The organism is Vibrio rotiferianus (assembly GCF_002214395.1).
GTDB classification, from domain to species: domain Bacteria; phylum Pseudomonadota; class Gammaproteobacteria; order Enterobacterales; family Vibrionaceae; genus Vibrio; species Vibrio rotiferianus.
The window spans coordinates 972,285-998,110 of the sequence record NZ_CP018311.1; the positions used below are offsets into that span (position 1 = coordinate 972,285).

The window sequence follows — 25,826 nt, forward strand, 5'->3', positions numbered from 1 at the left end:
AATTAGCTTATTAAAAAAAGCGTAGAAAGAAAGCGCTTTCATAATTATTGGAAGAACATTATGACTTTTGAACATTATTCTTGCCCAACCGTAGAGGGAAGCTTCGTCGATTTGGACGGCGAGCGATACTACAAGATTTCTCATGTCGACCAAATGAACCCGTTTTTCATCAGTGTCGTGTCAGCCAGTGATCATTGGCTGTTTATTTCATCCACGGGCAGCTTGTCGGCGGGGCGTATTCGTCCCGAGAACGCGCTGTTCCCATACAAATCCGTCGATCATATCCACGAGAACGCAGAAAACACGGGTTCAAAAACCATCATTAAAGTCGCTAGTGGACAAGGCGTGGCGATGTGGGAACCGTTCAACCGCCATCATGATGGCCTGTACCAAGTTGAGCGTCATCTGTATAAAAACACCATTGGCGACAAGATTGTTTTCGAAGAGCTTAACCACACGTTAAAGCTAAAATTCCAATACAGCTGGAACACCAGTGAAGAGTTTGGCTTTGTTCGTCGCTCGCAAATCACCGATCTGTCAGGCACAACTCGAGAGATTGAGTTGATTGATGGCCTGCAGAACCTATTGCCATCGGGCGCGCCACTGTCTGCGTTGCAAACTCGTAGCGCTTTGGTCGATGCCTACAAATGGAATGAGTTGCTTGATGGCAGTTCACTAGCGCTCTTTACCATGTACGCAAAACTGAGTGATCGCGCTGAGCCAGCGGAATCTTTGCTCGCAACGACCGTGTTCAGTGTCGATAACGATTACGGCCAGCGCTTATTGAGCAGCAGCCAAGTGAGCGCGTTCCGTCAAGGTCGTGAAATCCAAAACGAAACTTTGACTAAAGGCGTACGTGGTAGCTACTTGATTCACAAGCCTATCAAGCTAGAAGCAAACCAGAACAAGTCTTGGTTAATCATCGCGGATATCGATAAGAGCCATAGCGATGTGACGTCGATGCGTAATCGCCTTGCGCAGCCAGTGAACATGACACAACAAGTTGAACAGAGCATCGCTGCCAACCAACAAGAACTGATCAGTTTGATGTCTGGCGCTGACGCGTGGCAAATCACCGCAGAAGAAGAGACCAGTGTGCACCACTACGCGAATGTGCTGTTCAATAACATGCGTGGTGGGGTATTTGAGAACAACTACACATTAGACAAAAAAGATGTGTTGGCGACGATTCGCAATGCCAACCGCCTTGTGTTTGAACGTCATGTTGCGCTGTTTAATGACCTGCCGGAGCAGTTTACCCATGCTGAGCTTGTGAGCCTTGCTAAGCAGAGTGAAGACGCACAGTTAATCCGCTTAAGTTATGAATATCTGCCGCTGACGTTTGGTCGTCGCCACGGTGATCCAAGTCGTCCTTGGAACCACTACGAAATCAAGCTGAAAGATGACAATGGCGAGCGTTTGCTTTCTTACCAAGGTAACTGGCGCGATATCTTCCAAAACTGGGAGGCGATTGCGCTGAGCTATCCTGGCTTTATTCAATCTTTCTTAGCCAAGTTTGTGAATGCTTCCACGATGGATGGTTACAACCCATACCGCATCACCAAAGATGGTATTGACTGGGAAATGCTGGAGCCAGATGACCCATGGAGCAATATCGGCTACTGGGGCGACCATCAAATCATTTACTTACTGAAGTTCCTAGAACTGGCGGACAAGTATCAGCGCGACGATCTGTTAGCGATGATGCAAACGGATGTGTTCAGCTACGCGAACGTACCTTACGAGTTGTGTGATGTTGAGAAGCTGTTCGTCAATCCAAAAGACACCGTGACGTTCAATGATGAGTTGCAACACAACATCGAACAACGCGTATCAGCAATGGGCAGCGATGGTCGATTGGTGCTTGGTAGCGACAACGACGTGTACATGGTCAATCTGACTGAGAAAGTTCTAGTACCACTGTTGGCGAAACTGAGCAACTTGGTACTTGATGGCGGCATTTGGCTCAATACTCAGCGACCAGAGTGGAATGATGCGAACAACGCGATTGTGGGCAATGGCTTGTCGATGGTCACGCTGTACTACATGCGTCGCTATGTCGCATTCTTACAGCAACTGTTGGCAGATGCACCTGCGTCGGTCAGTATGTCGAAAGAAGTGTTTGAATGGCTACTTTCAACCACTCGTATCTTGTCGGAAGCGGCAAAAGAGATTCGCCAAGAAACCGTAACTCGCCAAACTCGCAAAGCGATCCTGACTCAGTTGGAGAAAGCCGCCGAAGATTTCCGTCAACGCGTATACCGTGTGAATGGCTTCTCGGGCAAAACCACCGTTGAAGCATCGGCGATCAAGCAGCTACTTGAGGTGAGTTTGACTGTGCTGGATTCGAGCATTGCTAGCAACTTGCGTGAAGATGGTCTGTTTAACGCCTACAACATCCTGACGTACTCAGCGGAAAGCTTGCAGGTGGAAGAGTTGTATCCAATGTTGGAAGGCCAAGTAGCAGCCCTGAGCGCCGGCGTGCTGACACCAGCGCAAGCGGTGAACTTGCTGGATAATCTGTTTGCCAGCGAGATGTACCGCGAAGATCAACAGAGCTTCATGCTGTATCCAGATCGTGACTTGAGTGCATTCATGAACAAGAACAGCTTAACGGACGCGCAAATCAATGCGGTGCCGGTGTTAAGTTCGATGCTGAGTAAGGGCGATCAACGCCTAGTGAATGCGGATGAGCAAGGTCATTTCCACTTCCATGCAAGCTTAGAGAACAACGGTTATCTTAAAGCGCAGATTCAGCAACTCCGTGGTGAGTATGCTGATGTGGCTGAAGAAGAATGGGAAGCGATTGAAGCCCTATACGAAGATGTGTTCAACCACAAAGCGTTTACTGGCCGCTCAGGCACTATGTTTGGCTACGAAGGTTTGGGTTGTATCTACTGGCACATGGTTTCTAAGCTGTTGCTTGCGGTACAAGAAAACTACTTGGCAGCGCGTGAACTGGATGCTGATAGCGAAGAGACGCAAAAGTTAGCGGAATACTACTACCGAGTTCGCGCTGGTATTGGTTTCAACAAAACGCCAGAAAACTACGGCGCATTCCCAACAGACCCGTACTCTCACACACCAAAGCATGCTGGTGCGCAGCAACCAGGTATGACGGGGCAGGTGAAAGAAGAAGTGATCACGCGCTTTGTTGAACTGGGTATTTTGGTTGAAGAGGGCGAGATTCGTATCGACCCACGTTTGCTTCATCGTCATGAGTTCTTGACCGAATCGGCATCGTTCTCTTGCCAAAGTGTGTCGGGTCAAACGCAAAGCTATGTGGTTGAGAAAGATCAGTTGGCATTTACGCTTTGTCAATTGCCGATTATTTATCAACTAGTCGAGTCTAAAGCTCAAGCGGGCATGGTTTTCACTCATTCAAATGGCAAGCAGTCAGTAATTGAAGGTTTGGTTATCCCGAAAGCACAAAGTAATGCGATCTTTGCTCGCTCAGGTGAGATTGAGAAAGTGATTGTGTCGATTCCAAGCTCTTTCTTGAGAGCGTAATACACTTGATAAACGAAGGCCCCGATACTATTCGGGGCCTTTTTGTATTTGCTTTAAGTTGGAAGAGTATCTGCCGCAGATACAAAGAAATTAACGTTTACCGACGGACTCTCGTACAACCAGCTCAGGTGTTAACTTGTGCTTTATTACGCGCTCTTGCTTGTGGACTAAAGCAATCACTCCTTGAGCTGCTTCATATCCCATCTCTTGAACAGGGAAGTTTACTGTGGTCAGTTTTGGTCGAATATGTTGACTGTGGCTGTCGTTATCGAAGCCGACAACAGAAATGTCCTTACCAATCTCCAAGCCGCGTTCGTACGCGACGTCATACACCGCGAGAGCGATGTTGTCGTTATGACAGAAGATGGCGGTAATTTCAGGGTCACGGTCAAGCAATCGTCGTGCACAAGTATGATTTAAACCACGGTCTTCATGGTCAAAACGACCTTCGACAATTAAGTTGCTGTCGTACGCAATGCCGTGTTCACTAAGAGCATTTCGATAACCCTGTAAGCGATCTCGGCTATCAATTTTGCTTAACTGACCTGTGATACAAGCCACTTTGGTGTGGCCATTTTCAAGCATGTGTTTTGTTGCTAAGTAGCCACCTAATTCGTTATCGATAAAGATGCACTTATCTGCAACCTCGGGAATGTAACGGTTGAGTACGATGGTAGATGGTGTCTTCTCAATAACCTCAATCAATTCATCGTCTGACAGCATGTCTGAATGAATGATCAAACCGTCGACTTGCTTAGAACGCAGGAAGTTAATTGAATCGATTTCACGTGAATGTGATTCTAAACCGCTGGTCACGATTAGGTGATTGTTGCTTTCTCTAACGGTGTTTTCCGCATGGTGCATTAAAGGGCCATAGAAAGGGCCGTCTAAAGAGCCAACCAGCATACCGATGCTATTTGATCGGCTAGATGCCAAGGCCTGAGCAAACGCATTTGGTTTGTAGCCAAGCTTTTCTATTGCTGCAAATACCTTTTTTCGGTTTGCTTCTTTTACCGTTGGGTGACCATTTAGTGCTCGTGAGACGGTAGATTGAGAAACTTTTGCCAGCTCAGAGACTTCTTTAATCGTGATCAATGGGAAGTACCTTATCCATTTTAATTATTGAACTATGTTACTCGCCGTTCCCTATTCCTCATAGGGAGTACATCACATTTGTCGACTTGATCGCGCTCTGTGCGAGTGATATCCCCAAGCACCTTGAGGTTGCTTGGGGATAATCGGTTTATAAATTAAGCTCAAATGTGAACTGCGGCAATAGAAAGTGCTTTCATAGGTGTTGAGATCACATACACCAAGCCAAACCATTACTAGACTCTATTAATTGAAAGTCATTGTATGGTTATTCATATGCTTATGGAATTAAACCATACCTTTAACGTTTATTGTTAGATGGATTATCCATCTTTTTTATTGCGCAAACAAGAAAGCGCTTTCTTTTGCGTGCGGAATAGGAGAAATGAAAATGAAAAAGGACGTATTGGTTGTTACCACCAGCTTGCTGTCTCTGTCTCTAGTTGGGTGTAACAGTAGTTCTAGTGACACGGTGGAGCCGAGTGTTGGGAACGGCTGGGCATTAGTTTGGAGTGATGAGTTTGATGGCGAAGAAATTGACAGTGAAAAGTGGAATCACGAGAAGAACTGTTGGGGAGGAGGCAATGCTGAGCAGCAGTGTTATGTCGATGATGCTAAAAATTCATTTGTTCAAGATGGCAAGCTGACCATTCGAGTGATAAAAGGTGATACCACGGGGCCAGACAGCGTAGAAGGGTCGGATGGTTATGGCGAAACGTTGACGACACTACCTTATTCTTCCGCTCGTTTACGAACGATGAATAAAGGTGATTGGAAATATGGGCGCTTTGAGGTTCGTGCGAAATTACCCCTAGGACAAGGCACCTGGCCTGCAATCTGGATGCTACCAACAGACTATGTGTATGGGGGATGGGCTGCATCAGGGGAAATTGACATCATGGAAGCCGTCAACCTGGGTACCACTTATCAGCACGAAGGGGTCGAGAAAAGAGAAAATCGTGTCCATGGTACCCTTCATTATGGTAAAGCGTGGCCGAACAATGTTTACTCGGGTGAAGAGTACGATTTTGGTGATGAGAACATTAGCCCGGCCGATGATTTTCATACTTACGCCATTGAGTGGGAACAGGGTGAAATCCGCTGGTATGTGGATGATGTCCACTATGCGACACAAACCAGTGAAGGCTGGTGGAGCCACTACCAGGATGATGAAGGTAATTGGATAAGTGGTGCTGAGGATGCGCCATACAACCAGAAGTTTCACCTGATTTTAAATCTTGCTATGGGAGGAAGTTGGCCGTCATCCGTCAATGATGGTGGGATTGATGCAAGCATTGAACAAGCGGAAATGCAGGTAGATTACGTACGCATTTATCAATGCAGTGTCGACCCTGAAACAGGTAAAGGTTGTGCGACGCCGGCGTCTGACGACGCGGTTACGAATGAGGGCGTTGTAGAACCAAATTTCCCGAAGGAAGTGGATCTTTCTGCTATGTCGCTGCCATTATTTGCAAGTGGTGACTTGCTAGATGGCTTTAATTTAAATGGTTGGGATGACGGCAGTAATGATACCCGAACCATTGCTGATAACCTGATTAATATCTCGATTGTTGATAACGGCAATGCATACATCGAATCACTTAATGGTGCACTCGATATGAGTGAGTTTATTGATGGTGATTTGAGTTTTGATTTGAGCTTGGTGTCGGGGAACGCTAGCGCATTGTCGGTAAAAATGGATAGTGGTTATCCAGCGTTAGCTCCTATTGATATCCCATTCGCTCATTTACCAGCGGTAGGCGAGTGGCAGTCATTTGTTTTCTCCGTTAATGACTTTATTGCTGCAGGTACCAATGGTTTTTCCATCACTGGCGTAAGCAACCCCGTGGTATTTGAACCTGTCAACAATGTTGATCTCGCGTTTAAAGTCGACAACCTTGTTTTTACCAAGCCTTTGATTATCGCGACTGACAGCATAGTAGAAGGGTTTACATTGGATGGTTATACCGCTGATGCTCCTGACAGTCGTAACTTTTCAGATGGGGTGCTCGATGCGCAGTTTAGTGGTGCAGGAAACCTATTTTTTACCGCTGAGTCAGCACTGGATATGAGTCGATACGCAAACTGGGTGTTAAAGTTTGATATCAATATTGTTGATTTAGGCAGTAATTCAGATGTCTTGATAAAGATGGATAGCGGTTGGCCAAATGTGAGTGATATTGCGTTAGCTGATTCCCCTCAAGGGCTACTGGCTGATGGGCAATGGCATACATACGCTATTCCAGTTGTTGACTTTATTGCTGCGGAGAATCGTTTCTCACCAGGAAGTCAATTTGATGTGAATAGCGTAACCAACCCATTTGTTTTAGAAGGGCTAGGTGGAGAAAACCTACACGTTAAATTACGCAATATTCGCTTTGTTGCACCCTAATTGACAGGATTGAAGTGAGATTATGAATCAAAGCTCATCTTACGAGATGAGCTTTTTTGTTAATTGACGGATCAATCATTCAACTCAATGATCAAACCTTTCAATGGTGTGATCTACACACTAAGAAAACGCTTTCTTGGTGAGTTTGATCACTTTTTGGCTCGATTTTTGTCCATATAATGCCGTCAAAAGCGTTAGGGAATGGCTTTTTTGCTAATGGTTTGAGGATTTCTGTCTTTTTCTCTCAAATCTGGCTCAATTTGCTCATTTTAGGCAAAAAATTTTGCCTCATTAAGAAAGCGCTTTCTTGGAAATGCAAAATATAATAATGATGGAGTTATCATGAAAAACTTTAAAGTTTTACCTCTTACCTTAGCAGTGGCGGCTTCGTTTGCTTCTCTACCTTCTCTTGCTGCAAATTCTGATGTAGAAGCGCTTGAAAAACGAATTCAAGAACTAGAAACGAAAATCGAATCTGGCTACGTTTACGATCAACAACCTGCCGTATTAACACCAGAAACAGAAGTTCCTCTGGGTATAGTGTTCTCTGGTTACGCTCGTTACGGCGCGCATTACCAAGGCAGCGACGCTCAAACCGTAGGTACGTTCGGTGCATTGAATGCGAATGCAACAGGCCGTTTAGGTAACGAAGGCAACGGTGGTGAGTTCCAATTAGCGAAAGCGTTTAAGAGTGATGGCGGTGCGATTTGGGATATCGTTTTGATGCTAGACCATTGGGCTGACTCTTCTTGGGCTGATGATGGCGGCGTAAACGTGAAGAAGATGTATGCTGGTGCAACAAACCTATTTGAGTCGCAGCCAGACCTTTACGTTTGGGCTGGTCGTGACTTTCACCAACGTCCACAAACAGATTTGAACGATTACTTTTGGATGACACACGATGGCCAGGGTGCGGGTTTCTACAACCTTAACCTAGGTGGGGCGAAACTGGACTTCGGTGCTGTAGGAGAAATCGAAGGTGATATGGTTGGCGATACAGGCCGTTACGCAATCACCAGTAAGCTACACGGTATTCAGCTAGGTGAATCTGCGAATCTAAGCCTATATGCGAACTACGGCTTTGCATCAGAAAAGCTCGATGGTGATGACTTGACGGCTTACCAAGTTGCAGGTGAGTTATCCGTTGCTGGTCAACGTTTAGTTGTTCGTTACTCTGATAACACCACAGACAGTGTTCTTTACAGCCATATGTTAGAAGAAGGCAAGAATGCCCTGCTAGTGAGTTTTGATGGCGGCACTTCTCTTACTGATAAATTAGGTGTGCAATACTTGGCTGCATACCAATCGCTTGAAGTTGAAGGTACAGATAGCCGCGTAAACTACAACGCGATCGTTCGTCCTACTTACCAATGGAACGACATCCACTCTACTTGGCTGGAAGCAGGTTACAGCGTTGTGGATTACGATGACTTTGATGCTACGAATAGCTCTTGGAAAATGACACTGTCACAAAATATGGCGATCGGTCCTGAAACCTGGTCTCGTCCAATGCTACGTTTCTACGCAACAGTGGGTAATGCAGATAACGAGTACACTGGCTTTAATGACAGCGGTGAAAAAGTGGCAACTGACGTAGATACGCTTACGGTTGGCGCAATGTTTGAAGCTTGGTGGTAATCACCTTTTAGTTCTTAACTCAGATGCGGTTCTTGGGGAGCCGCATCAAATCCCTTTAGCAATATGCGAGAACATACATAGTTTACTTAACATTATGGCGTTGTAAGTGACTAAGTACATAACGGGGGAGCTCGATTATATTGCAGTGGATGGTTGCCCATTCATAGCCGCTGGCATAGCGGCTTTTTTTATGCCTGTAAGAAATGTTCTTTGCGGTAACTTCTTGGACTGTGCTGAAACTTGTGCTTAAAGCACTTAGAGAAATAGTTGCTGTCCGAAAACCCACACTGTTCGGCGATGTGCTGTACCGATCGCTCGTTCTCTTCACACAATAACTTTGTCGCGTAGTTCAACTGCACATCACGTAAATACTGGTTCGGTGATGTGTCTAAAAACTGGCGAAATAGCCTTTCTAGCTGACGTTTACTGATGAAGGCTGCCTTCGCAATTGCATCGCTGTTTACGCCGACATCACTGAAGTGCTGCTCAATAAATACCAAGGCTCGGCTGAGTGCAAGTGTGGTTTGTGGCAACTCTTGGCTTTGGTCTTGATACATTCGGGAAAGAGCAATCACCAACTGCTGCATTAAGCTGGTTAGCATGACTTCAAACCCAGGCTGCGAGGCTTCATATTCCGTTTTTAAAACCGATAACAGGCGCTCGATTTCTGGCAATTGCTGACGGTCGAGGGTCAGTTTGGCTTTGTATTCGGTGGTTTGTCTCGCGATTGGTTCGACCTTGAACATGGCTTGGTAGCCGGACAACTGGCGCATCGAAGGGATTTCAAAAAACGGCGTGTTGGAATCAAACATCAAATTAATGATCTTGAGTTTGTTTACGTCTCGAAAGCCATGCTCGATGTCGCCATTAATCACAAATACATCGCCTTTATGTAGCGGGTATTCGTATTCCGCGACTGTGTGCTTACCGCTGCCACTGACCACTAAAAACAGTTCAGAAAAGTCATGTTTGTGGGCGGCAAAATCACAATGGTGATGTCCGTCGACGTAGGCAAACTTGAGATGACTGTGCTTCTGATGTGCTTTGAGTTGATAGATGATGCTCATGTCGCGATATTCCTTTTTACTGTCGCCATTTTGGTAGAATGGCGCATCCGGTCAGCATACTATTTCCCCATAGAAAAACGAATTCTCATCGACGTTTTTTGCCCGTTTTTGCTGGGCTGGCGACGTTTTTTTAACTTGCCTTCAATGCCTGTTTAGCTGGTGAAAAGCACGATGCCAATAACGACTTGCGCGACTTTAGTGATCCTTTGTCATTCAGCGCGCTGAAATACGAAATAAAAATGAACGGTTGTGGGTTGTGTATGAACAATAAACAAATTAGCCAAGCGCAAAAGAACCTCGTCCCTGTAAGCCGACAAGCGGCAGCAGAAGGGATTGTACTTCTCAGAAACAATGACGCAGTTTTACCTCTGACCGCGCAAGATACTCTTTCTCTGTTTGGTCGCTGCCAAATTGATACGCACCGCAGCGGCACAGGTTCGGGCGGGGCAGTGAATGTGCCTTATGCGATCAGTGCGCTAGACGGTTTGCGCGCTAATGCAAAGGTTCGTTTGAATGAAGAGTTGGTTGCGGTCTATCAAGATTGGATTGCTGAGCACCCATTTGACGATGGTGGCGGTGGTTGGGCGGCGGAACCTTGGTTCCAACAGGAAATGCCACTGACTGATGAACTTGTTGCCAAAGCGGCATCGAGTTCCAACAAAGCCATGGTGTTTATTGGTCGTACCGCTGGTGAAGACCAAGACAACGCCGACGAGCCGGGCAGCTACCGTTTAACTGCAGAAGAAGCGGACATGATCGCTAAGGTCAATCGCCACTTCAACGACGTGATCGTAGTGATGAACGTCACCAACATCATGGATATGGCGTGGCTAAACACCATCGAAGGCAATCAATCCATCAAAGGTGTGCTCTACAGCTGGGCTGCGGGTATGGAAGGCGGTCATGGTTTGGCGGATATAGTTTCTGGCGATCAATCACCAAGCGGACGTTTGACCGACTCGATTGCTTACGATCTTGCCGACTACCCATCATCGGCGAACTTCGGGCGTAAAGACCGCAACATCTACGTTGAAGATATCTACGTGGGCTACCGTTACTTTGAAACCTTCAATCCTGAAGTGGTGCAGTTTGAGTTTGGCGCTGGCCTATCGTACACCGATTTCAGCCGTGATTTGGTCGAGTTCACAACTGAAGGTCAAGGTGCAGATGCTGTGCTGCACTTTGATGTTGAAGTGAGCAACGTTGGCTCTGAATTTGCCGCCAAAGAAGTGGTACAGCTTTATGTTGAAGCGCCCCAAGGCAAGCTAGGTAAACCTGCTCGCGTGTTGGCGGGCTTTGCTAAAACACAAACACTTAAGCCGGGCGCGAGTGAGTTGGTTCGTATCTCAGTACCTGTTGCTTCGCTCGCTTCTTACGATGACAGCGGCGTGACCGGACATCGCAGCTGTTATGTGCTGGAAGCGGGTTGCTACCAGTTCTGTATCGGTGAAAGTGTACGTCACGCTAAGCCAGTTGCGGCGACGTACCAATTGGATGACACATTAGTCGTTGAAGTATTGAGTGAAGCTTGCGCGCCAATTCATGAATTTGAACGCATGAAGCCTGCACAAAAGAGCGACAATGGTACGTATGCGTTGAGCCATGAAATGACGCCACAACGCAGCGTTTCTTTAGCTGAGCGTATCCAAGCTAATATGCCTCGCACGTTCGAACTGACCGGCAACCAAGGCATCAAGTTGATGGACGTGAAACAAGGCAAAGCGAGTCTAGAGGACTTTGTCGCGCAGATGTCACCGGAACAACTTGCCACTATCGTTCGTGGTGAAGGTATGTGCAGCCCGAAAGTGACGCCGGGAACGGCAGCCGCGTTTGGTGGTGTGTCGGACAGCCTGTTTGAACTTGGTATTCCAACGGCAGCGGCAGCAGATGGCCCGTCAGGTATTCGCATGGACAGTGGACATAAGGCAACGCAGGTACCAATTGGCACTTTGCTTGGTTGTACTTGGAACTCCGCCCTAAACGAAGAGCTGTTCTTCCTAATTGGTGAAGAGTTGCGTGCCAACCATATCGATACCTTGCTTGGCCCTGGCATCAATATTCACCGACACCCTTTGAATGGACGTAACTTCGAGTACTTCTCTGAAGATCCGTTTATGACGGGCGTAATGGCGGCAGCGCAGACTCGTGGTTTAAGCAAAGCGGGTGTGTCGGGCACCATCAAACACTATGCGGCGAACGATCAGGAAACCGCTCGTGTGGATGTGGACAGCATCATGTCTGAGCGTGCACTGCGTGAAATCCACATCAAGCCGTTTGAGATGGCAGTGAAGCAAGGTAATGCGACCACCATCATGACGTCTTATAACCCAGTGAATGGACATTGGGCGGCATCCAACTACGACTTAAACACCACTATTCTGCGTAATGAGTGGGGCTACACCGGTATTGTGATGACGGATTGGTGGGCGAAGATGAATGACCCAATCGAAGCGGGAGAAGAGAGTAAAACCTTTACTTCATTCATGGTGCGTGCACAAAACGATCTTTACATGGTGGTCGAGAACGATGGTGCAGAGAGCAATGCGATGGGCGATGACACGCTACAAGCGCTAGAAAACGGCACGCTGACTATTGGGGAGTTGCAACGCTCTGCGATGAATATCTGTCGCTTCATCATGGCCGCTCCAGTCATGGAACGACCGCTGAAAGCTTACGAGCCAATTAAAACCTTTATTGCACAAACTGAGCAACCAAGTGAAGAAACGCATTCCGTTGAACAGGAAATTACCTTGAATACGAAAGTGAACGCTTCGGTTGTGCTTAAGGTGGACGAGGAAGGTGTATACCAGTTCAATGGCATGATGAAGTACGAGCGTGATTCTCTGGCTCAATCTTCTTGCAGTCTATTCCTCAATGGAGACTTCAGTATGACGTTACCAATGCATGGCACGGACGGTGAACTGATTACGGTCGAAGGTTTGAAGGTGAAGTTGAATCCTGGGTTCTACACCTTGGATATTAACTTTGTTAAGCCGGGTTTAGAGCTGGAAAAAATCACGATTATCAGAGAGTAATGGTGAATGATTGGCGTGGATTGATAAGTACAAATAATAGTGTGATTTACTGGATAAATTTCTTCAAAATTCCTCAAAAAGTCACGTGACATTTTGTGCAAAAGATATACAATCCGCGCCACAAAATAAATCAATAATGTTAGCTGCCTCACAGTTTTCTGTGGGGCAGTTTTAGTTGTAGGAAAGGTCCAAAACACATGCCTAAAAGCCAGAATATCAACCAGCGTATGTCCATTGTGGCATTAGCTTGGCCAATACTTGTGGAAATTTTGCTACGGACGGCTTTAGGAACCAGCGATGTATTTATGTTGAGTGGTTACTCAGACAAAGCGGTATCCGCCGTTGGGGTAATCACACAATTAACATTTTTCCTAATTATTGTATCCACCTTTGTAAGCAGTGGTACGGGGATTCTGATTGCGCAATATAATGGTGCAGGTCGCGAGAAAGACTCGGTTGATGTGGGCGTTGCAAGTATCGCTTTATCCGTGCTTGTCGGCGTATTCTTGAGTGTGCTGGCTGTGATCGGGGCGGTGTTCTTCTTGCCATACTACGGCTTAGAAGCCCAAGTTGAGCAGTACGCTCGAGAATACTTGCTGATCAGTGGTGCAATGACGTTTAACGTGACCATCGGTATCGTCTTTACTACGATTTTGAGGAGCCACGGTTATTCGCGATCACCAATGGTGGTGAACCTCATCTCTGGCGTGTTCAACATCATCGGTAACTACATTGCGCTTTATCAGCCGTTTGGCCTACCTGTGTACGGAGTCGAAGGGGTTGCGGTTGCGACGGTTGTTAGCCAACTGATCGGTACATTGATGCTTGGTGTGATCCTGACTCGAAGTAGCATTGACGTGCCAATGTCAAAGCTAAAACAAGTGTCGGGTGATGTTTACAAGAAGATTTTGAAAATCGGTGGCATGAACGCTGGTGAAGTTTTGTCTTACAATATGGCGCAAATCTGCATCGTTTATTTTGTAGTGCAGATGGGAACATCATCACTTGCGGCATTAACTTATGCGCAAAATATCGCCCGTTTCTCTTTTGCATTTGCCTTAGCCATTGGCCAGGCGTCGCAGATTCAGACTGGTTACTACATCGGTAAAGGTTGGATAACAAGTATTCTAAAACGTGTTCAAATTTACTTTTTAGTTGGTTTTATCGCATCAACAACGGCGACGACGTTGATTTACCTGTTCCGAGATGAAATTTTAACCGTCTTCACCGATCAGCCAGAAATTTTGGCATTAACCGGTGCTTTGATTCTGGGGTCTATCTTGCTGGAAGCGGGACGCGTGTTTAATTTGATCTTCATTTCGGCACTGAAGGGAGCTGGTGATATCAAATTCCCGGTACAAATGGGTATTTTAAGCATGTGGGGACTGGGGGTGTTATTTTCCTATGTCTTCGGTATTCATATGGGCTACGGCGTGTTCGGTGCTTGGATGGCGATGGCGCTTGATGAGTGGGTACGTGGGATAATTATGGCAAGGCGTTGGCGTTCACAAGTGTGGACTAAGTTTCGAGTCAGCTAAAATCAAAAAGGGCCCTGAGTAAGGGCCCTAATCATTTAATGGTTAAGCACTAATAGCTGAGGTGGCTATACCAATTAGACCACCAAAAACACCGCCCCAAACAACAAGCCAGCCTAGGTGTTCACGAATCATCTTTTGTACGATTTCTTTTACCAATTTTGGCGTCAGTTCACTTAGGCGTTGATCTATGATGCCCTCGATGTTCTGTTTAATTTCATCCATCATTGCTGGTGATTCAAGCTGTTCTTTTAAAGCTTGTTTGATGGTGTCACTCTGACTGAGCTCAACCATCGACTCCTGCATTTTCTCAACAAACGGCTGTTTTAAAGGTTGAAGTGCTTCTGAGCCGCCAAACATTGCAAGCATACCGCCGAATGACGAAGTTTCGATTACGCCAACAAGCTTGTCAAAAGCAGGCTCGAAGTCTACTTTCTCAATGACAGGTTCTAAGTCGATGTTAACCCCACCTGACATTTCCTGATTCAGGAATCGGTCGATGTTTTTTTCAGTAAAAAATTGCTCCATCATTAATTGTTTGATGGCGAATTTAAATTCTTCAAAACGAGCGGGAATTACGCCTGAACCATATAATCCAGGTACTTTCTCAAACAGCATGTGTATGGCTAACCAGTTTGTAATTGCACCAGAAAATGCAAACAGCCCCGCGAACCAAAGGTAATCATTTTGAATATGGTAGCCAGCCCCCATTAACGCTAGGGCCAGAATATTTGTCATTAAGCTCTTGTTCATGAAATGGAACTTTCGAATAAGTAATAGATTTATGAGGGGAGATTTTAGGGGATTACTAGAAAAAACAAAACCCGACAATCATTGTCGGGCCACTGCTTTTATCTACCCTATTAATATAGGGTTTAAGTAGTTTGTTGGTTTCGCAACGTTTTAGATGCGGAAGATCTTACGACAAAGTTGGCATTTCCATCGTTCTGAATAGCCGAAAAGCTTGTCAGCCCAACTTTGTTTTACTTGTACGATCTGCATTGAACCACATTTACACATAAGCTAATCACCTTATTATTAATGTAATAACTAAGCCATTTAATGAGTATAGCTGTTTCTCAAAAAGTGAAATTACAAACGATCCAGCGTATGACTCTGCGTTGTGTCCACTGCTTACGATTACGCAACGGGGCGGTATAATACCACAACTATTGTGATATCGATCCCATATTTTGTTTCATATTTAAGATTTTGTATGTGTGAAGTCACGAAAGCTCTAACGACAGTGGAATGATGAGGAGAGGTGAAGTGCTAATAGTAGCGAGCCAAACGTTATGGCTCGCTGTGGTTAAATGTCTATCGTTCTCCGTTTAATACTACGGAGAGTTGCCTTTTCAGGAGAGTCTGAGGCACGATTGAGCCGAAGCCAGCTTCCATTGCCTTATCAATCAACTCATTTTTACTGTTTGCCTCAAATTTTGTGCGTAAGCGTGCTACGTGGCCTTCTACTGTTTTAGTTGAAATGCCCATTACTTGAGAGATGTACTGAGGCTTCTTTCCATACAGGAGCAAAAATAGTGTTTCTTGCTCTCTGTTGGTCAGTTTTTCTGGCTCTGGTTTTAGGTTAGAGAAGCGGAAAATAGATTTTTCATCATTATGTACGCCGATTGCTCGGCATACCCAATATCCAACCTCTATGATTGCGGTATCCGTCAACTCTCGTCCATAAAAAATGGTGCCGACAATATTACCGTCATCATCGCGCCAAGGTGTTTTGGTAAAAATGTGCGCCCGCCAACGGCCGTCGGGGTATGGGTGTATATCGAGAATCTTAAGAGATTCACCACTTTCAATTACGTAGTGGTCTTGACGTTGAAACTCAAGTGCACACTCGGTCGTTGGGCTCACCATATCAAAATCGGTTTTCCCTATGCACTCGTCGGGAGAAGTATGCCCCAAAAGCTCCGCGTATTCTTGGTTTACATAGCGGAATACTGAGTCTTTATCTTTACATCCCCAACAACCCGGTAGCTGTCGGAGAAGCGACTGTTCTATGGCATTGACTGGAATATTCACAAGATGGCTCACTTATTACTGCTTATTATACTGCTGAACAAAGAAGCAACATACGTTTGGTATGTGATCCAGCAGGCTTATCCCAACAGATAACATTGATTGGTATTACAGGTACTAACCTTGATCATGCTTTCGTGATTTGTGTAATGAGCGAATATGAGTTCGTGAGGTGAAGCCTCGAGTTTCATTACACTGGGATGGAATTAAGTGCGGCCATACTATCAGCTTATGCCATTGTTTTCATTGGCTTGAGACAAAAAAAAAGCCAGCCTGAAGACGGGCTGGCAACACAAGATAAATCTTGTCGACGTGTAGAAGAGGTTCTAAATTACATAGCGAGGGTCTGCTAAGTAAATTAGAGGTATCAATAAGATACCGATGAGCTCCGGGTCGTATGCCTCCGAAGCTCGAGATCTAATGTATTGAATTAGAGGCATATTCGAAAGGGGGGAAATCCCTCTATGCTACTGTTTTAAAGAAAAAATCTTCTTTTTAAGCGATTATTTCCCTTGCCAGATTCGTGCTATCCATGAATTTATCGTCATTTCGGCTATATAGCGTCAGAAGTGTGAGTTATAGGGAATGAGGATCTTCGTCCTGTGCGCGGCCAAATGATAGATATTTATCTATCTTTCGGTTTTTGTTAATAAAATTGGTTGAGCAATGACCGTAGGTTACGCTCGCATGATCATCGTTCCGGAACTATGATCATGTTGAGTGCTTTGATCATGTTGATTTGATCTTGTGCGATTGAATTGGGGAAGATTTGCAACCCAACCGAGAAGGTATATGATGCCAAGGTGTAAGCCGACCGTGTAAAGACGACAGTTCGAAATGAGTGATTCAGATAACCCGAAAGCCCCGCTATATAAAGAGATCATGCTGCCTAAGCCAGCAGAGCTGATCACGCTTCCGTCTTATATGGATTGTCATGATCATGCTTACACCCAGATTGTGATCGGCTTGAAAGGACAAGCAGAATTTGAAGTCCGCGGACAGGGTAACTTGGTTGGTCCTGGACAAGGATGCATCGTAACGGCGTCTTCTGATCATGCTTTCGGTGGCGTGATTCATCAGTCTGATATTTTGGTGCTCAACATGCCAAAACCAGCGAGTGACGAACCAGAGATGCTTCAGAAAATCAATAACCTAGAGCGATCTCACCTTTATTTCCAGTTGGATGGCCAAATCCAAAAGCTGATTCAGATGCTGGTGCAAGAGATGCGCAATCATCCCGACGACTTACTGCTTAGCCGTGCTTGTAATGACACTGTGATTGCTCTGATGCAACGTCATATATCGGCATTTGAAACGTCTAGGAAAGAGTCTCGCTTTGATTTGGAAGCGATTGACCGCTATATCGAGCAGCATCTTAGTCATAAAATCAGTGTGGCACAGTTGGCAGGGAGTGTGTTCTTGGGCGAAAGCCAGTTCCACAGCTTGTTTAAAGATCAGATGGGCATTACACCGCATCAGTATGTGCTAGGTAAACGCATCGATATGGCGCGTGATTTGATTGAGCAAGGTAACTTAACGCTTGGACAGATTGCTGAGTTTACAGGTTTCTCGAGCCAAAGTACTTTCACGCATACTTTTACTCGTTTACAAGGATTGTCACCTTCCCAGTATAAGAAACAGCATTAATATTATGCTTCTATTTTTATTCATTAAATTGCTTATTGAGAAATAGCCGCGCATGGATCGCGGTTTTTTTGTGCATGTATTTTTGTCACCAAGCTGAACTTTTTTGTTTATTTCCCCGATAACTTTCCACTTTTTTGTCCATTCCTCGCAAAATGGCAATCTAAATCCTTCTTATTCAAATAAAAATTCTCGAAAAATCGTCATTTTTTGTTGTAAATGACATGCAAAGATGAATTTTTACAACACAATATATTATGTAATTGCGTGTGACTATGTAGATGTTTTGTTATAAAAGCGAGTTTTTAGCAAAAAGCTCGGAGTTTTTGACAAGTATTCTTCTCGGGCTCAAAATACACTGCCAGCCATTGATGATCCTCGAAGCGGTTTTCGAGGAGAGAGATTGAGGAAAACGCATGTTTACAGCAACGAACGTGTTAACACCGGAATTTATCGAGCAGCCGCTTGATAAGTTGTGGTCACTGATCTCGCCATTGTACATGGTGGACGAGTCTCAATGGCTAGAGCAATTATTGCCACTAGCAACGCCGACAGCGGAAGAAAAATCGGCAATCACGACCCAAACAACCCAGCTTATCGAAGCCATCCGTGCGGACAAGAAGTCAATTCAGATGATTGATGCGCTACTGCTGGAATACAGCTTAGATACTCATGAAGGTATCTTGCTGATGTGTCTTGCAGAAGCATTGATGCGTATTCCTGACTCAGCAACGGCGGATGCACTGATTAAAGATAAGCTAAGCGTTGCTGACTGGAAATCTCACCTAAAGAGTTCTGATTCGGTCTTCGTAAACGCGTCAACTTGGGGCTTAATGCTAACGGGTAAAGTGATTGGTCTTGGTGAGCAAGAAACCCAGAGCCCAGGTCAGGCTGTAAACCGTCTGGTGAACAAATTCTCAGAGCCTGTGATTCGTAAAGCCATGTATCAGGCAATGAAGATCATGGGCCATCAGTTTGTACGTGGTCGTACGATTGAAGAAGCGCAGAAAAACGGTCGCCCAATGCGCGACAAAGGATTCACTTACTCCTTTGATATGTTGGGTGAAGCGGCGCTGACTACGGCAGACGCAAGCAAGTACTTCAAAGACTACCTAATGGCGATTGAAGCCGTTGGTCGTGAAACGTACGGTAGCGATACAAGTCCTGCACCTTCTGTTTCTATCAAGCTTTCTGCACTTCACCCACGTTATGAAGTGGCGAATGAAGAACGCGTGATGACAGAGCTTTACGGCACCTTAACGCAACTGCTTAAGCGCGCTATCGAAGTGGATGTTGCCATTACGATTGACGCAGAAGAAGCGGACCGTCTTGAGCTGTCACTAAAACTGTTTGAAAAACTGTACCGCAGCGACCTTTTGAAAGGCTGGGGCAAGTTTGGTCTGGTAGTTCAAGCCTACTCGAAACGTGCATTGCCTGTATTGGTATGGCTAAACGGTCTAGCGAAAGAGCTGGGTGATTTGATCCCGCTTCGTCTAGTAAAAGGCGCGTACTGGGACAGCGAAATCAAGTGGTCACAACAAGCAGGTTACGAGAACTATCCAGTTTACACGCGCAAAGAAGCGACGGATGTTGCTTACCTAGCGTGTGCACGCTTCCTACTAAGTGAAGGCGTGCGCGGTAATATCTTCCCGCAGTTTGCTAGCCACAACGCACACACTGTTACTGCGATTGCTGTAATGGCAGAACACAAAGATTACGAATTCCAACGTCTGCATGGTATGGGCGATTCGCTTTATAACCATGTGATGGACACTTATGGTCAGCCAGTTCGTATTTACGCGCCAGTCGGTAGCCATGCGGATCTACTGCCTTACTTGGTTCGTCGCTTACTAGAAAACGGCGCAAACAGTTCGTTTGTGCACCGTTTGGTGGATGCGCGTTGTCCTATTTCAGAGCTGACGCATCATCCTGTTGATGTGCTGACCTCGTTTGAGACGCTACACAACGGTCAAATTCCAATGCCAACAGGTATTTTCCCGGAGCGTAAAAACTCATACGGCGTCAACGTTGATATCGACAGCGAAGCGAAGCCGTTTGAAGCGCAGGTTGAAAGCTTCCTTACACAGAAGTGGACTGCGGGTCCGATCATCAACGGCGAAAAACATGCCGAAAGCATGATCAAGGAGAGTGCTGCTGAAATCATTACCGCACCTTACGATCGCCGTATCGAAGTAGGTCAGGTGGCTTTCGCAAGCCTTGATCATGTTTCCGCTGCAATCGAAGCGGCTGATGCTGCATTCCCTGAGTGGAAAGGCACCGCGATAGAACAAAAAGCGCAGTGTTTAGAAACTTTGGCTGACCTAATGGAAGCCAACCTTGCTGAGCTGGTGGCGATTTGTCATCAAGAGGCGGGCAAGACGATTCATGACAGCATTGATGAAGTGCGTGAAGCGGTCGACTTCTGTCGTTACTACGCGAAGCAAGCACAAAACCTTCAGCCGTTTGAGCTAGAAGGCTTTGATGGCGTAAAACGCATTTCTAGCCGCGAAGGGTTAGGCGTATTCGTTTGTATCAGCCCATGGAACTTCCCTCTGGCGATCTTCCTTGGCCAAGTCACAGCGGCATTGGTGGCAGGTAACACAGTTGTGGCTAAGCCTGCTGAGCAAACCAGCTTAATTGCGGCGCGTGCGATTGAATTGATGTTAGAAGCTGGTTTCCCGGCTGGTGTGATTCAGCTATTGCCAGGTCGTGGTGGTGAAATTGGTCATGCACTAACGTCTCACGATGCGATTGCAGGCGTGGCATTTACTGGTTCGACAGCAACGGCGCAGCGCATCAACGTGACGCTTGCCGAGCGCAGCGCGAAGCCAGTACCGTTTATCGCTGAAACTGGCGGTCAAAACGCGATGATTGTGGATAGTACGGCACTGCCAGAGCAAGTTGTGCGTGACGTGATTCGTTCCGCTTTCGCTTCTGCAGGTCAACGTTGTTCTGCCCTGCGCGTTTTGTTCGTTCAAGAAGACGTGGCGGATCGCATCATCAACCTTATCCAAGGTGCGATGAATGAACTGCATGTCGGTATTCCTTACCTACACAAAACCGATGTGGGTCCGGTTATCGACAGCAATGCAAAAAACAAACTCCTTGCTCACCTAGAAAACATGACAAGCACGCAAACCAAAGTTGCTCAATTGCAATTGGATGAAGTTTGTCAGCACGGGGATTTTGTGTCGCCAAGTGCGTTCGAAATCTCGGGCATTGATGTTCTGAAAGAAGAGCAATTCGGTCCTATCTTGCACATTGTTCGCTTTAAAGCGTCTGAGTTGCCAAACGTGGTTGAGCAAATCAACCGAACCGGTTTTGGTCTCACAATGGGCATCCACAGCCGTAACGAAACCACTTACCGTTGGATTGAAAAACACGCTCGCGTGGGTAACTGCTACATCAACCGCGACCAGGTTGGGGCGGTGGTTGGCGTTCAACCATTTGGCGGTCAAGGTTTGTCAGGTACGGGTCCGAAGGCTGGTGGTCCTCACTACCTATACCGCTTTACTAAACAACATCTTGTTCAAGCAGAGAAGGCGTAAGGAGTCGCATTATGGTTCATCAGATCACGTATTTTAAAGATGCATTCTCTGCGTGGGAGCAGTGGAATCTGACCGATTTTGATTACAAATGTGAGCATTTGCTGGCATTTAAATCTGCGATTAAAGAGCAGCATAGCGTGGCGGGCAAAGTGGTGTCTTACCACTTGCAGCAAGCGTCTGCTCTGTTGGCAGAAACTCATCAGTTAGTGGGCCCTACGGGTGAAACTAACGAGCTGTACGCAGCAGGTCGCGGTGTGGCTTTGGTCGTTTGTGAAAACAACCTAGCAAATACCGAGAACGCTTTGTACAGCACCTTTGCAATGATCACCTGTGCTCTGATTGCAGGCAACAGTGTGGTGATTTGCAGTGACAATACAGAGCTTACCCAATTGGTTAAGCAGGCTGTAGCGTCAGCAAACTTCCCATCTAACTTAGTCCAAGTGGTTGCGTACGATGCGTCTTCCCCGTTGTTAGACAGTGACGTACGTAGTGTGGGTTATGTTGGGCATTCACAGGTTGAGCATGCGCTTAACCTGCAACTGGCTAAGCGTGACGGTGCTATCGTCGGCTTAGTTTCTGAAACGGATTTAGAGTCACCGACATTGACTCATGATCCTCATCTATCGTTGCGCTTTATTACTGAGCGTACACGAACGATAAATATTACAGCGGTGGGCGGTAACGCGACTCTACTCGAGTTGGGAAGCGACTCCCACTAACCTGACTTGTGATGCCAACCTAATCACAAAGAGTCGTAGAGCTCATTTGGGTTGGTATCTCTTGCTTTGATGTATTGCTGCGATGGCAAAATATCAAAGAGGGCAAGGAAGGAAATAATTATAACGAGGACTATCAAATGATAGAAAATAGCTTTGCTATCACGACCACTTTTGTGGCGTATTTACTAATTATGGTTGCCATTGGCGTTTACGCGTATAAGAGGACTTCCAATTCATCTGACTACTTCCTAGGTGGTCGTAGCCTTGGTCCATGGCCAGCGGCACTTTCTGCGGGCGCATCAGACATGAGTGGCTGGTTGCTACTTGGTCTTCCGGGGTATGCGTATGCAGCAGGTATTGAAGCGTTTTGGCTAGCAGGTGGTCTGCTTGTGGGTACATGGCTAAACTGGTTAATCAGTGCAAAACGTCTACGTACTTACAGCATCCAAACTGATGCGCTAACGCTGCCTGAGTTCCTGTCGCGTCGCTTTAACGATAAGTCGAAACTGATTCAGACAATCTCTGCGTTCTTCATTCTTCTATTCTTCCTTTTCTATACCAGCTCAGGCTTGGTAGCAGGGGGTAAATTGTTTGAGACCGTATTCGGCTTGGATTACAGCATTGCCGTTATCATTGGTACGGTGTGTGTGGTTTCGTACACGCTATTTGGTGGTTTCCTAGCGGTATCTTGGACAGACTTGGTGCAAGGTCTACTGATGGCGGCAGCACTAATGATCGTGCCTGTAGCAGTAATGGACGGTGGTCTAGGTCAACTAGCGACGGACATGCACAACATTAACCCAGAGCTATTAACGCTATGGAACGACGTGAAAGGCGAGCCTCTATCGGCTATCGCAATCATCTCGTTGGTGGCATGGGGTCTAGGTTACTTTGGTCAGCCACACATCCTAGCGCGTTTTAAAGCTTCTCGTTCAAACAAAGACCTAACAACAGCGCGTCGTATCGCTGTGGGTTGGACTGCGCTTTCTATGGCGGGTGCAATGTTAGTTGGTCTTGTTGGTCTAGTGTGGGTAACGGGTCACCCAGGCACGCAACTAGAAGATGGCGAAAAAATCTTCATGCTATTGGTGAACACGGTATTCCACCCAGTGATTGCAGGTATCCTATTGGCGGCAATCCTAGCGGCGGTAATGAGTACTGCGGATTCACAACTTCTTGTGTCTTCATCTGCTTTAGCTGAAGATTTCTACAAGCAAGTGATTAAGCCGGATGCGACGTCTGAAGAAATCGTGATGATTGGTCGTATTGGCGTTATCGTGATTTCTCTTATCGCGCTATTCCTAGCAATGACACCAGACAGCTCTGTTCTAGGTCTTGTATCTTACGCATGGGCAGGCTTTGGTGCTGCGTTTGGTCCTGCAGTTGTACTTAGCCTTTACTGGAGCGGTATGAACCGTAACGGTGCACTAGCAGGTATCCTAATCGGTGGTGTGACTATCGTGGTTTGGAAACAGCTATCAGGTGGTTGGTTCGATGTGTACGAAATCGTACCGGGCATCATCTTCTCAACGATTGCGATTATTGTCGTAAGTAAGTTGACTGGCGGTGCAGCACAAGAAGTACTTGAGCAACACAAAGAATACGAGAAGAAATTGGTTGAGCTAGACTAATCATTCTCAAGTGAAAACAAAGCCCGCGTTTATCGCGGGCTTTTTTGTGTTTGTTCGATAGCAATTTGAATGACGCACCAATACCTCAATGAAAGAATTTCTGAGGTATAGTGAAAAACGTGTTGACCCGTCTATCAGTGTAGGGCTGATGCTATGTCTGTAGCGACAAAAGGAGCCATTATGCTAACCGTAACCCAACTGGCCAGAGAGTGTGGACTCTCTCGTACTACGATTCTCTACTATGAACGCGAAGGCTTGCTAGCGCCTGCGCATCGCTCAGAAAACGGTTATCGCTGGTATGGAGAAAACGAGATTCAGCGTTTAAAAACCATCTCGTCATATCGCTCTTACGGGTTACCGATTTCCAGCATACGCACTTTGTTGGCACAGAAAGGCAAATCTCAAGCGGAGATCTTGAAAGACCATTTCAATGAACTCGAACGCGAGATTCAGAATCTGCGAGCGCAACAAAAAGCGATCGTGGTGCTACTACAAGAACCACAACTGATAGAGGATAATATTGTGACTAAAGAACGTTGGGTACAAATCATGCAAGCGGCGGGTTTTTCTGAAAATGACATGGTGACATGGCACCAGAAATTCGAAGAGATGGAGCCTGCTGAACACCAAAAGTTCCTTGAATCTTTGGGTATTGAGCAAGACGAAATTGGGCGCATTCGCGCTCTATAATTAGCGTTTAAACAGCGTCTTAAAAACCGGTTAAATAAAAATAAGCCTCTTTGTGAGGCTTATTTTTTGTGGCGCTATATTTAATAAAAAAGTTTAATAACAAACTGCCTAGTTACGGATTTTTGAGTAAACCACAGTGTTACTCAATTCCCCTGAGGTAGAGAGGCGGTCGTGTCTCAATTCGCCTTCAAAGTCATAACCACAACGCTCTGCGACGGCGCGGCTTTTTAGGTTGGTTGAATCTGCGGTAATAGCAATGCGCCTCGCCCCAAGATCTTCAAACGCGTAGCGCTCTAGTTCTAACACCGCTTCGGAAATGTAGCCGTTACCAACAGCGATATCATCCAGCCAGTAGCCGATTTCAAACGATGGCACTTCTTGATCACGAATCATTAAGCCTACCGCACCAATTAAGCGGTCGCTTTCTTTCTCAATGATGAAGTAACGTAACTCCCCTTCAAAACTCTCAAAGTTGGCGATGGCTTTTGCTGTCCCCTCAATCATTGCTTCTAGTGTGAGCACATGTGGCACCCAAGGAAGATACACTTCGAGTGTCTTCTGGCTACGCAATACTGCTTGGTGCGCTTCTTCTGCACGATCTAAACAAGCAGGGATTAGCTTAAGACGTTTCGTTTCCATATCGACTCTCCTTTGGGTGAAAAATGAACGAAAAATCATTTAAACAGATGTACTTAGAATGATCTAGTTGTTCGTATACCCAAACAACCTCGAGATGCTAGGTTCAGCAAGAATGACTTGGTTTGTATACGCGGCGGTGATTTAAAGGTCTATTGGGTCTAAATCAAGAATCGGCAACAAAGTATACAAGCCAAGGCAGCTCGCCCTTTGGGAGCGTGTCAGCTACGTCAAACAACTTGGAAAGAGCTGGCTATTACGCTGCGTTGTTTTCCTTGACCTCGAATCAATGACAACGCTCTGAATCCTGCATCATGAAGTCATTTGGGTATAAAATATTATTCACTTGGTTTGTTTTGAAGAACCTGAGAGAATTGTATGGTTATTCAAACCACTAGGTTCACTATGAAACTTTTAGTAAGAAACTTGGCTCGTCAAACGACTGAGCAAGACATGCGTGCACTGTTCTCTGCACACGGCAAAGTAGAGCTTTGTACATTGGTTCTTGATCAAGAAACCGGTTTATCAAAAGGCTTCGGTTTTGTGATCATGCCAGATGAAGCAGAAGCGATTGCTGCTCTGGAAGCGCTGAACTTGAGCAACGTAGCGAAAAGCAAGATTCGTGTGAAAGTCGCTCAAGACTAAGATAGAGAAA

The 25,826-nt window shown here is 46.0% G+C and carries 16 protein-coding genes; 11 read left to right on the forward strand and 5 right to left on the reverse strand.

The window, feature by feature from the left end; translation table 11 throughout:
- Nucleotides 1–60: 60 nt before the first annotated feature.
- Nucleotides 61–3,510 (forward strand): hypothetical protein, encoded by a 3,450-nt coding sequence (locus BSZ04_RS04555; RefSeq protein WP_088879676.1) that lies wholly within the window; start codon nucleotides 61–63, stop codon nucleotides 3,508–3,510.
- A gap of 90 nt (nucleotides 3,511–3,600) precedes the next feature.
- Here BSZ04_RS04555 and BSZ04_RS04560 read toward each other — a convergent pair whose 3' ends face one another.
- Entirely contained in the window at nucleotides 3,601–4,605 is a 1,005-nt protein-coding gene (locus tag BSZ04_RS04560; RefSeq protein ID WP_010453519.1) for a LacI family DNA-binding transcriptional regulator, read from the reverse strand.
- A gap of 388 nt (nucleotides 4,606–4,993) precedes the next feature.
- Between BSZ04_RS04560 and BSZ04_RS04565 the strand changes: the two genes are divergently transcribed.
- Nucleotides 4,994–6,994, forward strand: coding sequence for a glycoside hydrolase family 16 protein (locus BSZ04_RS04565; RefSeq protein WP_231896266.1), 2,001 nt, complete (start codon nucleotides 4,994–4,996; stop codon nucleotides 6,992–6,994).
- A 342-nt stretch (nucleotides 6,995–7,336) separates the two neighbouring features.
- Nucleotides 7,337–8,632, forward strand: coding sequence for a carbohydrate porin (locus tag BSZ04_RS04570; protein WP_010453515.1), 1,296 nt, complete (start codon nucleotides 7,337–7,339; stop codon nucleotides 8,630–8,632).
- A gap of 188 nt (nucleotides 8,633–8,820) precedes the next feature.
- On the opposite strand, the gene BSZ04_RS04575 is transcribed toward BSZ04_RS04570, so the two are convergent.
- The gene (locus tag BSZ04_RS04575; protein ID WP_088879678.1) at nucleotides 8,821–9,699 is read right to left on the reverse strand and encodes a helix-turn-helix domain-containing protein; all 879 of its coding nucleotides are present in this window, start codon (nucleotides 9,697–9,699) and stop codon (nucleotides 8,821–8,823) included.
- Nucleotides 9,700–9,959: 260 nt separating this feature from the next.
- Between BSZ04_RS04575 and BSZ04_RS04580 the strand changes: the two genes are divergently transcribed.
- Together BSZ04_RS04580 and BSZ04_RS04585 are read left to right on the forward strand one after the other, a co-directional pair.
- Complete coding sequence (locus BSZ04_RS04580; protein WP_088880241.1) at nucleotides 9,960–12,734, forward strand: glycoside hydrolase family 3 protein; 2,775 nt, start codon at nucleotides 9,960–9,962, stop codon at nucleotides 12,732–12,734.
- Between the two features lie 197 nt (nucleotides 12,735–12,931).
- Nucleotides 12,932–14,272, forward strand: coding sequence for an MATE family efflux transporter (locus BSZ04_RS04585; protein ID WP_088879679.1), 1,341 nt, complete (start codon nucleotides 12,932–12,934; stop codon nucleotides 14,270–14,272).
- Nucleotides 14,273–14,314: 42 nt separating this feature from the next.
- On the opposite strand, the gene BSZ04_RS04590 is transcribed toward BSZ04_RS04585, so the two are convergent.
- Both BSZ04_RS04590 and BSZ04_RS04595 read right to left on the reverse strand, forming a co-directional pair.
- Nucleotides 14,315–15,022, reverse strand: a complete 708-nt coding sequence (locus BSZ04_RS04590; RefSeq protein WP_010453508.1) for a DUF445 family protein — start codon at nucleotides 15,020–15,022, stop codon at nucleotides 14,315–14,317.
- 564 nt (nucleotides 15,023–15,586) lie between these two features.
- On the reverse strand, nucleotides 15,587–16,306 hold the full coding sequence (locus BSZ04_RS04595) for a helix-turn-helix transcriptional regulator (protein ID WP_038887021.1): 720 nt from the start codon (nucleotides 16,304–16,306) through the stop codon (nucleotides 15,587–15,589).
- 834 nt (nucleotides 16,307–17,140) lie between these two features.
- Here BSZ04_RS04595 and BSZ04_RS04600 point away from each other — a divergent pair.
- The 5 genes from BSZ04_RS04600 to BSZ04_RS04620 all read left to right on the forward strand — a co-directional run bounded on the left by BSZ04_RS04600 (nucleotide 17,141) and on the right by BSZ04_RS04620 (nucleotide 24,535).
- A complete protein-coding gene (locus BSZ04_RS04600) occupies nucleotides 17,141–17,950 on the forward strand; it encodes an AraC family transcriptional regulator (RefSeq protein WP_071235806.1) in 810 nt (269 codons plus the stop codon).
- Nucleotides 17,951–18,363: 413 nt separating this feature from the next.
- On the forward strand, nucleotides 18,364–21,495 hold the full coding sequence (putA, locus tag BSZ04_RS04605; RefSeq protein WP_088879680.1) for a bifunctional proline dehydrogenase/L-glutamate gamma-semialdehyde dehydrogenase PutA: 3,132 nt from the start codon (nucleotides 18,364–18,366) through the stop codon (nucleotides 21,493–21,495).
- A gap of 11 nt (nucleotides 21,496–21,506) precedes the next feature.
- The gene (locus tag BSZ04_RS04610) at nucleotides 21,507–22,214 is read left to right on the forward strand and encodes a 1-pyrroline-5-carboxylate dehydrogenase (RefSeq protein ID WP_088879681.1); all 708 of its coding nucleotides are present in this window, start codon (nucleotides 21,507–21,509) and stop codon (nucleotides 22,212–22,214) included.
- A gap of 137 nt (nucleotides 22,215–22,351) precedes the next feature.
- Complete coding sequence (gene putP / locus BSZ04_RS04615; RefSeq protein ID WP_038887026.1) at nucleotides 22,352–23,845, forward strand: sodium/proline symporter PutP; 1,494 nt, start codon at nucleotides 22,352–22,354, stop codon at nucleotides 23,843–23,845.
- A 180-nt stretch (nucleotides 23,846–24,025) separates the two neighbouring features.
- Nucleotides 24,026–24,535, forward strand: coding sequence for a MerR family transcriptional regulator (locus BSZ04_RS04620; protein WP_088879682.1), 510 nt, complete (start codon nucleotides 24,026–24,028; stop codon nucleotides 24,533–24,535).
- Between the two features lie 108 nt (nucleotides 24,536–24,643).
- On the opposite strand, the gene BSZ04_RS04625 is transcribed toward BSZ04_RS04620, so the two are convergent.
- On the reverse strand, nucleotides 24,644–25,174 hold the full coding sequence (locus tag BSZ04_RS04625) for a GNAT family N-acetyltransferase (protein WP_162531029.1): 531 nt from the start codon (nucleotides 25,172–25,174) through the stop codon (nucleotides 24,644–24,646).
- A 402-nt stretch (nucleotides 25,175–25,576) separates the two neighbouring features.
- Between BSZ04_RS04625 and BSZ04_RS04630 the strand changes: the two genes are divergently transcribed.
- Nucleotides 25,577–25,816 carry an RNA recognition motif domain-containing protein gene (locus tag BSZ04_RS04630; RefSeq protein WP_010453495.1) on the forward strand — a complete coding sequence of 80 codons (240 nt, stop codon included), beginning with the start codon at nucleotides 25,577–25,579 and terminating at the stop codon, nucleotides 25,814–25,816.
- Nucleotides 25,817–25,826 lie beyond the last annotated feature (10 nt).

Bases quoted from the DNA above. Each gene is read 5' to 3' on its own strand.
- BSZ04_RS04600 (WP_071235806.1), top strand. From the start codon at position 17,141: ATGAGTGATTCAGATAACCCGAAAGCCCCGCTATATAAAGAGATCATG.
- putA (WP_088879680.1), top strand. From the start codon at position 18,364: ATGTTTACAGCAACGAACGTGTTAACACCGGAATTTATCGAGCAGCCG.
- BSZ04_RS04570 (WP_010453515.1), top strand. From the start codon at position 7,337: ATGAAAAACTTTAAAGTTTTACCTCTTACCTTAGCAGTGGCGGCTTCG.
- putP (WP_038887026.1), top strand. From the start codon at position 22,352: ATGATAGAAAATAGCTTTGCTATCACGACCACTTTTGTGGCGTATTTA.
- BSZ04_RS04630 (WP_010453495.1), top strand. From the start codon at position 25,577: ATGAAACTTTTAGTAAGAAACTTGGCTCGTCAAACGACTGAGCAAGAC.
- BSZ04_RS04625 (WP_162531029.1), bottom strand. From the start codon at position 25,174: ATGGAAACGAAACGTCTTAAGCTAATCCCTGCTTGTTTAGATCGTGCA.
- BSZ04_RS04555 (WP_088879676.1), top strand. From the start codon at position 61: ATGACTTTTGAACATTATTCTTGCCCAACCGTAGAGGGAAGCTTCGTC.
- BSZ04_RS04575 (WP_088879678.1), bottom strand. From the start codon at position 9,699: ATGAGCATCATCTATCAACTCAAAGCACATCAGAAGCACAGTCATCTC.
- BSZ04_RS04620 (WP_088879682.1), top strand. From the start codon at position 24,026: ATGCTAACCGTAACCCAACTGGCCAGAGAGTGTGGACTCTCTCGTACT.
- BSZ04_RS04610 (WP_088879681.1), top strand. From the start codon at position 21,507: ATGGTTCATCAGATCACGTATTTTAAAGATGCATTCTCTGCGTGGGAG.
- BSZ04_RS04590 (WP_010453508.1), bottom strand. From the start codon at position 15,022: ATGAACAAGAGCTTAATGACAAATATTCTGGCCCTAGCGTTAATGGGG.
- BSZ04_RS04585 (WP_088879679.1), top strand. From the start codon at position 12,932: ATGCCTAAAAGCCAGAATATCAACCAGCGTATGTCCATTGTGGCATTA.
- BSZ04_RS04565 (WP_231896266.1), top strand. From the start codon at position 4,994: ATGAAAAAGGACGTATTGGTTGTTACCACCAGCTTGCTGTCTCTGTCT.
- BSZ04_RS04580 (WP_088880241.1), top strand. From the start codon at position 9,960: ATGAACAATAAACAAATTAGCCAAGCGCAAAAGAACCTCGTCCCTGTA.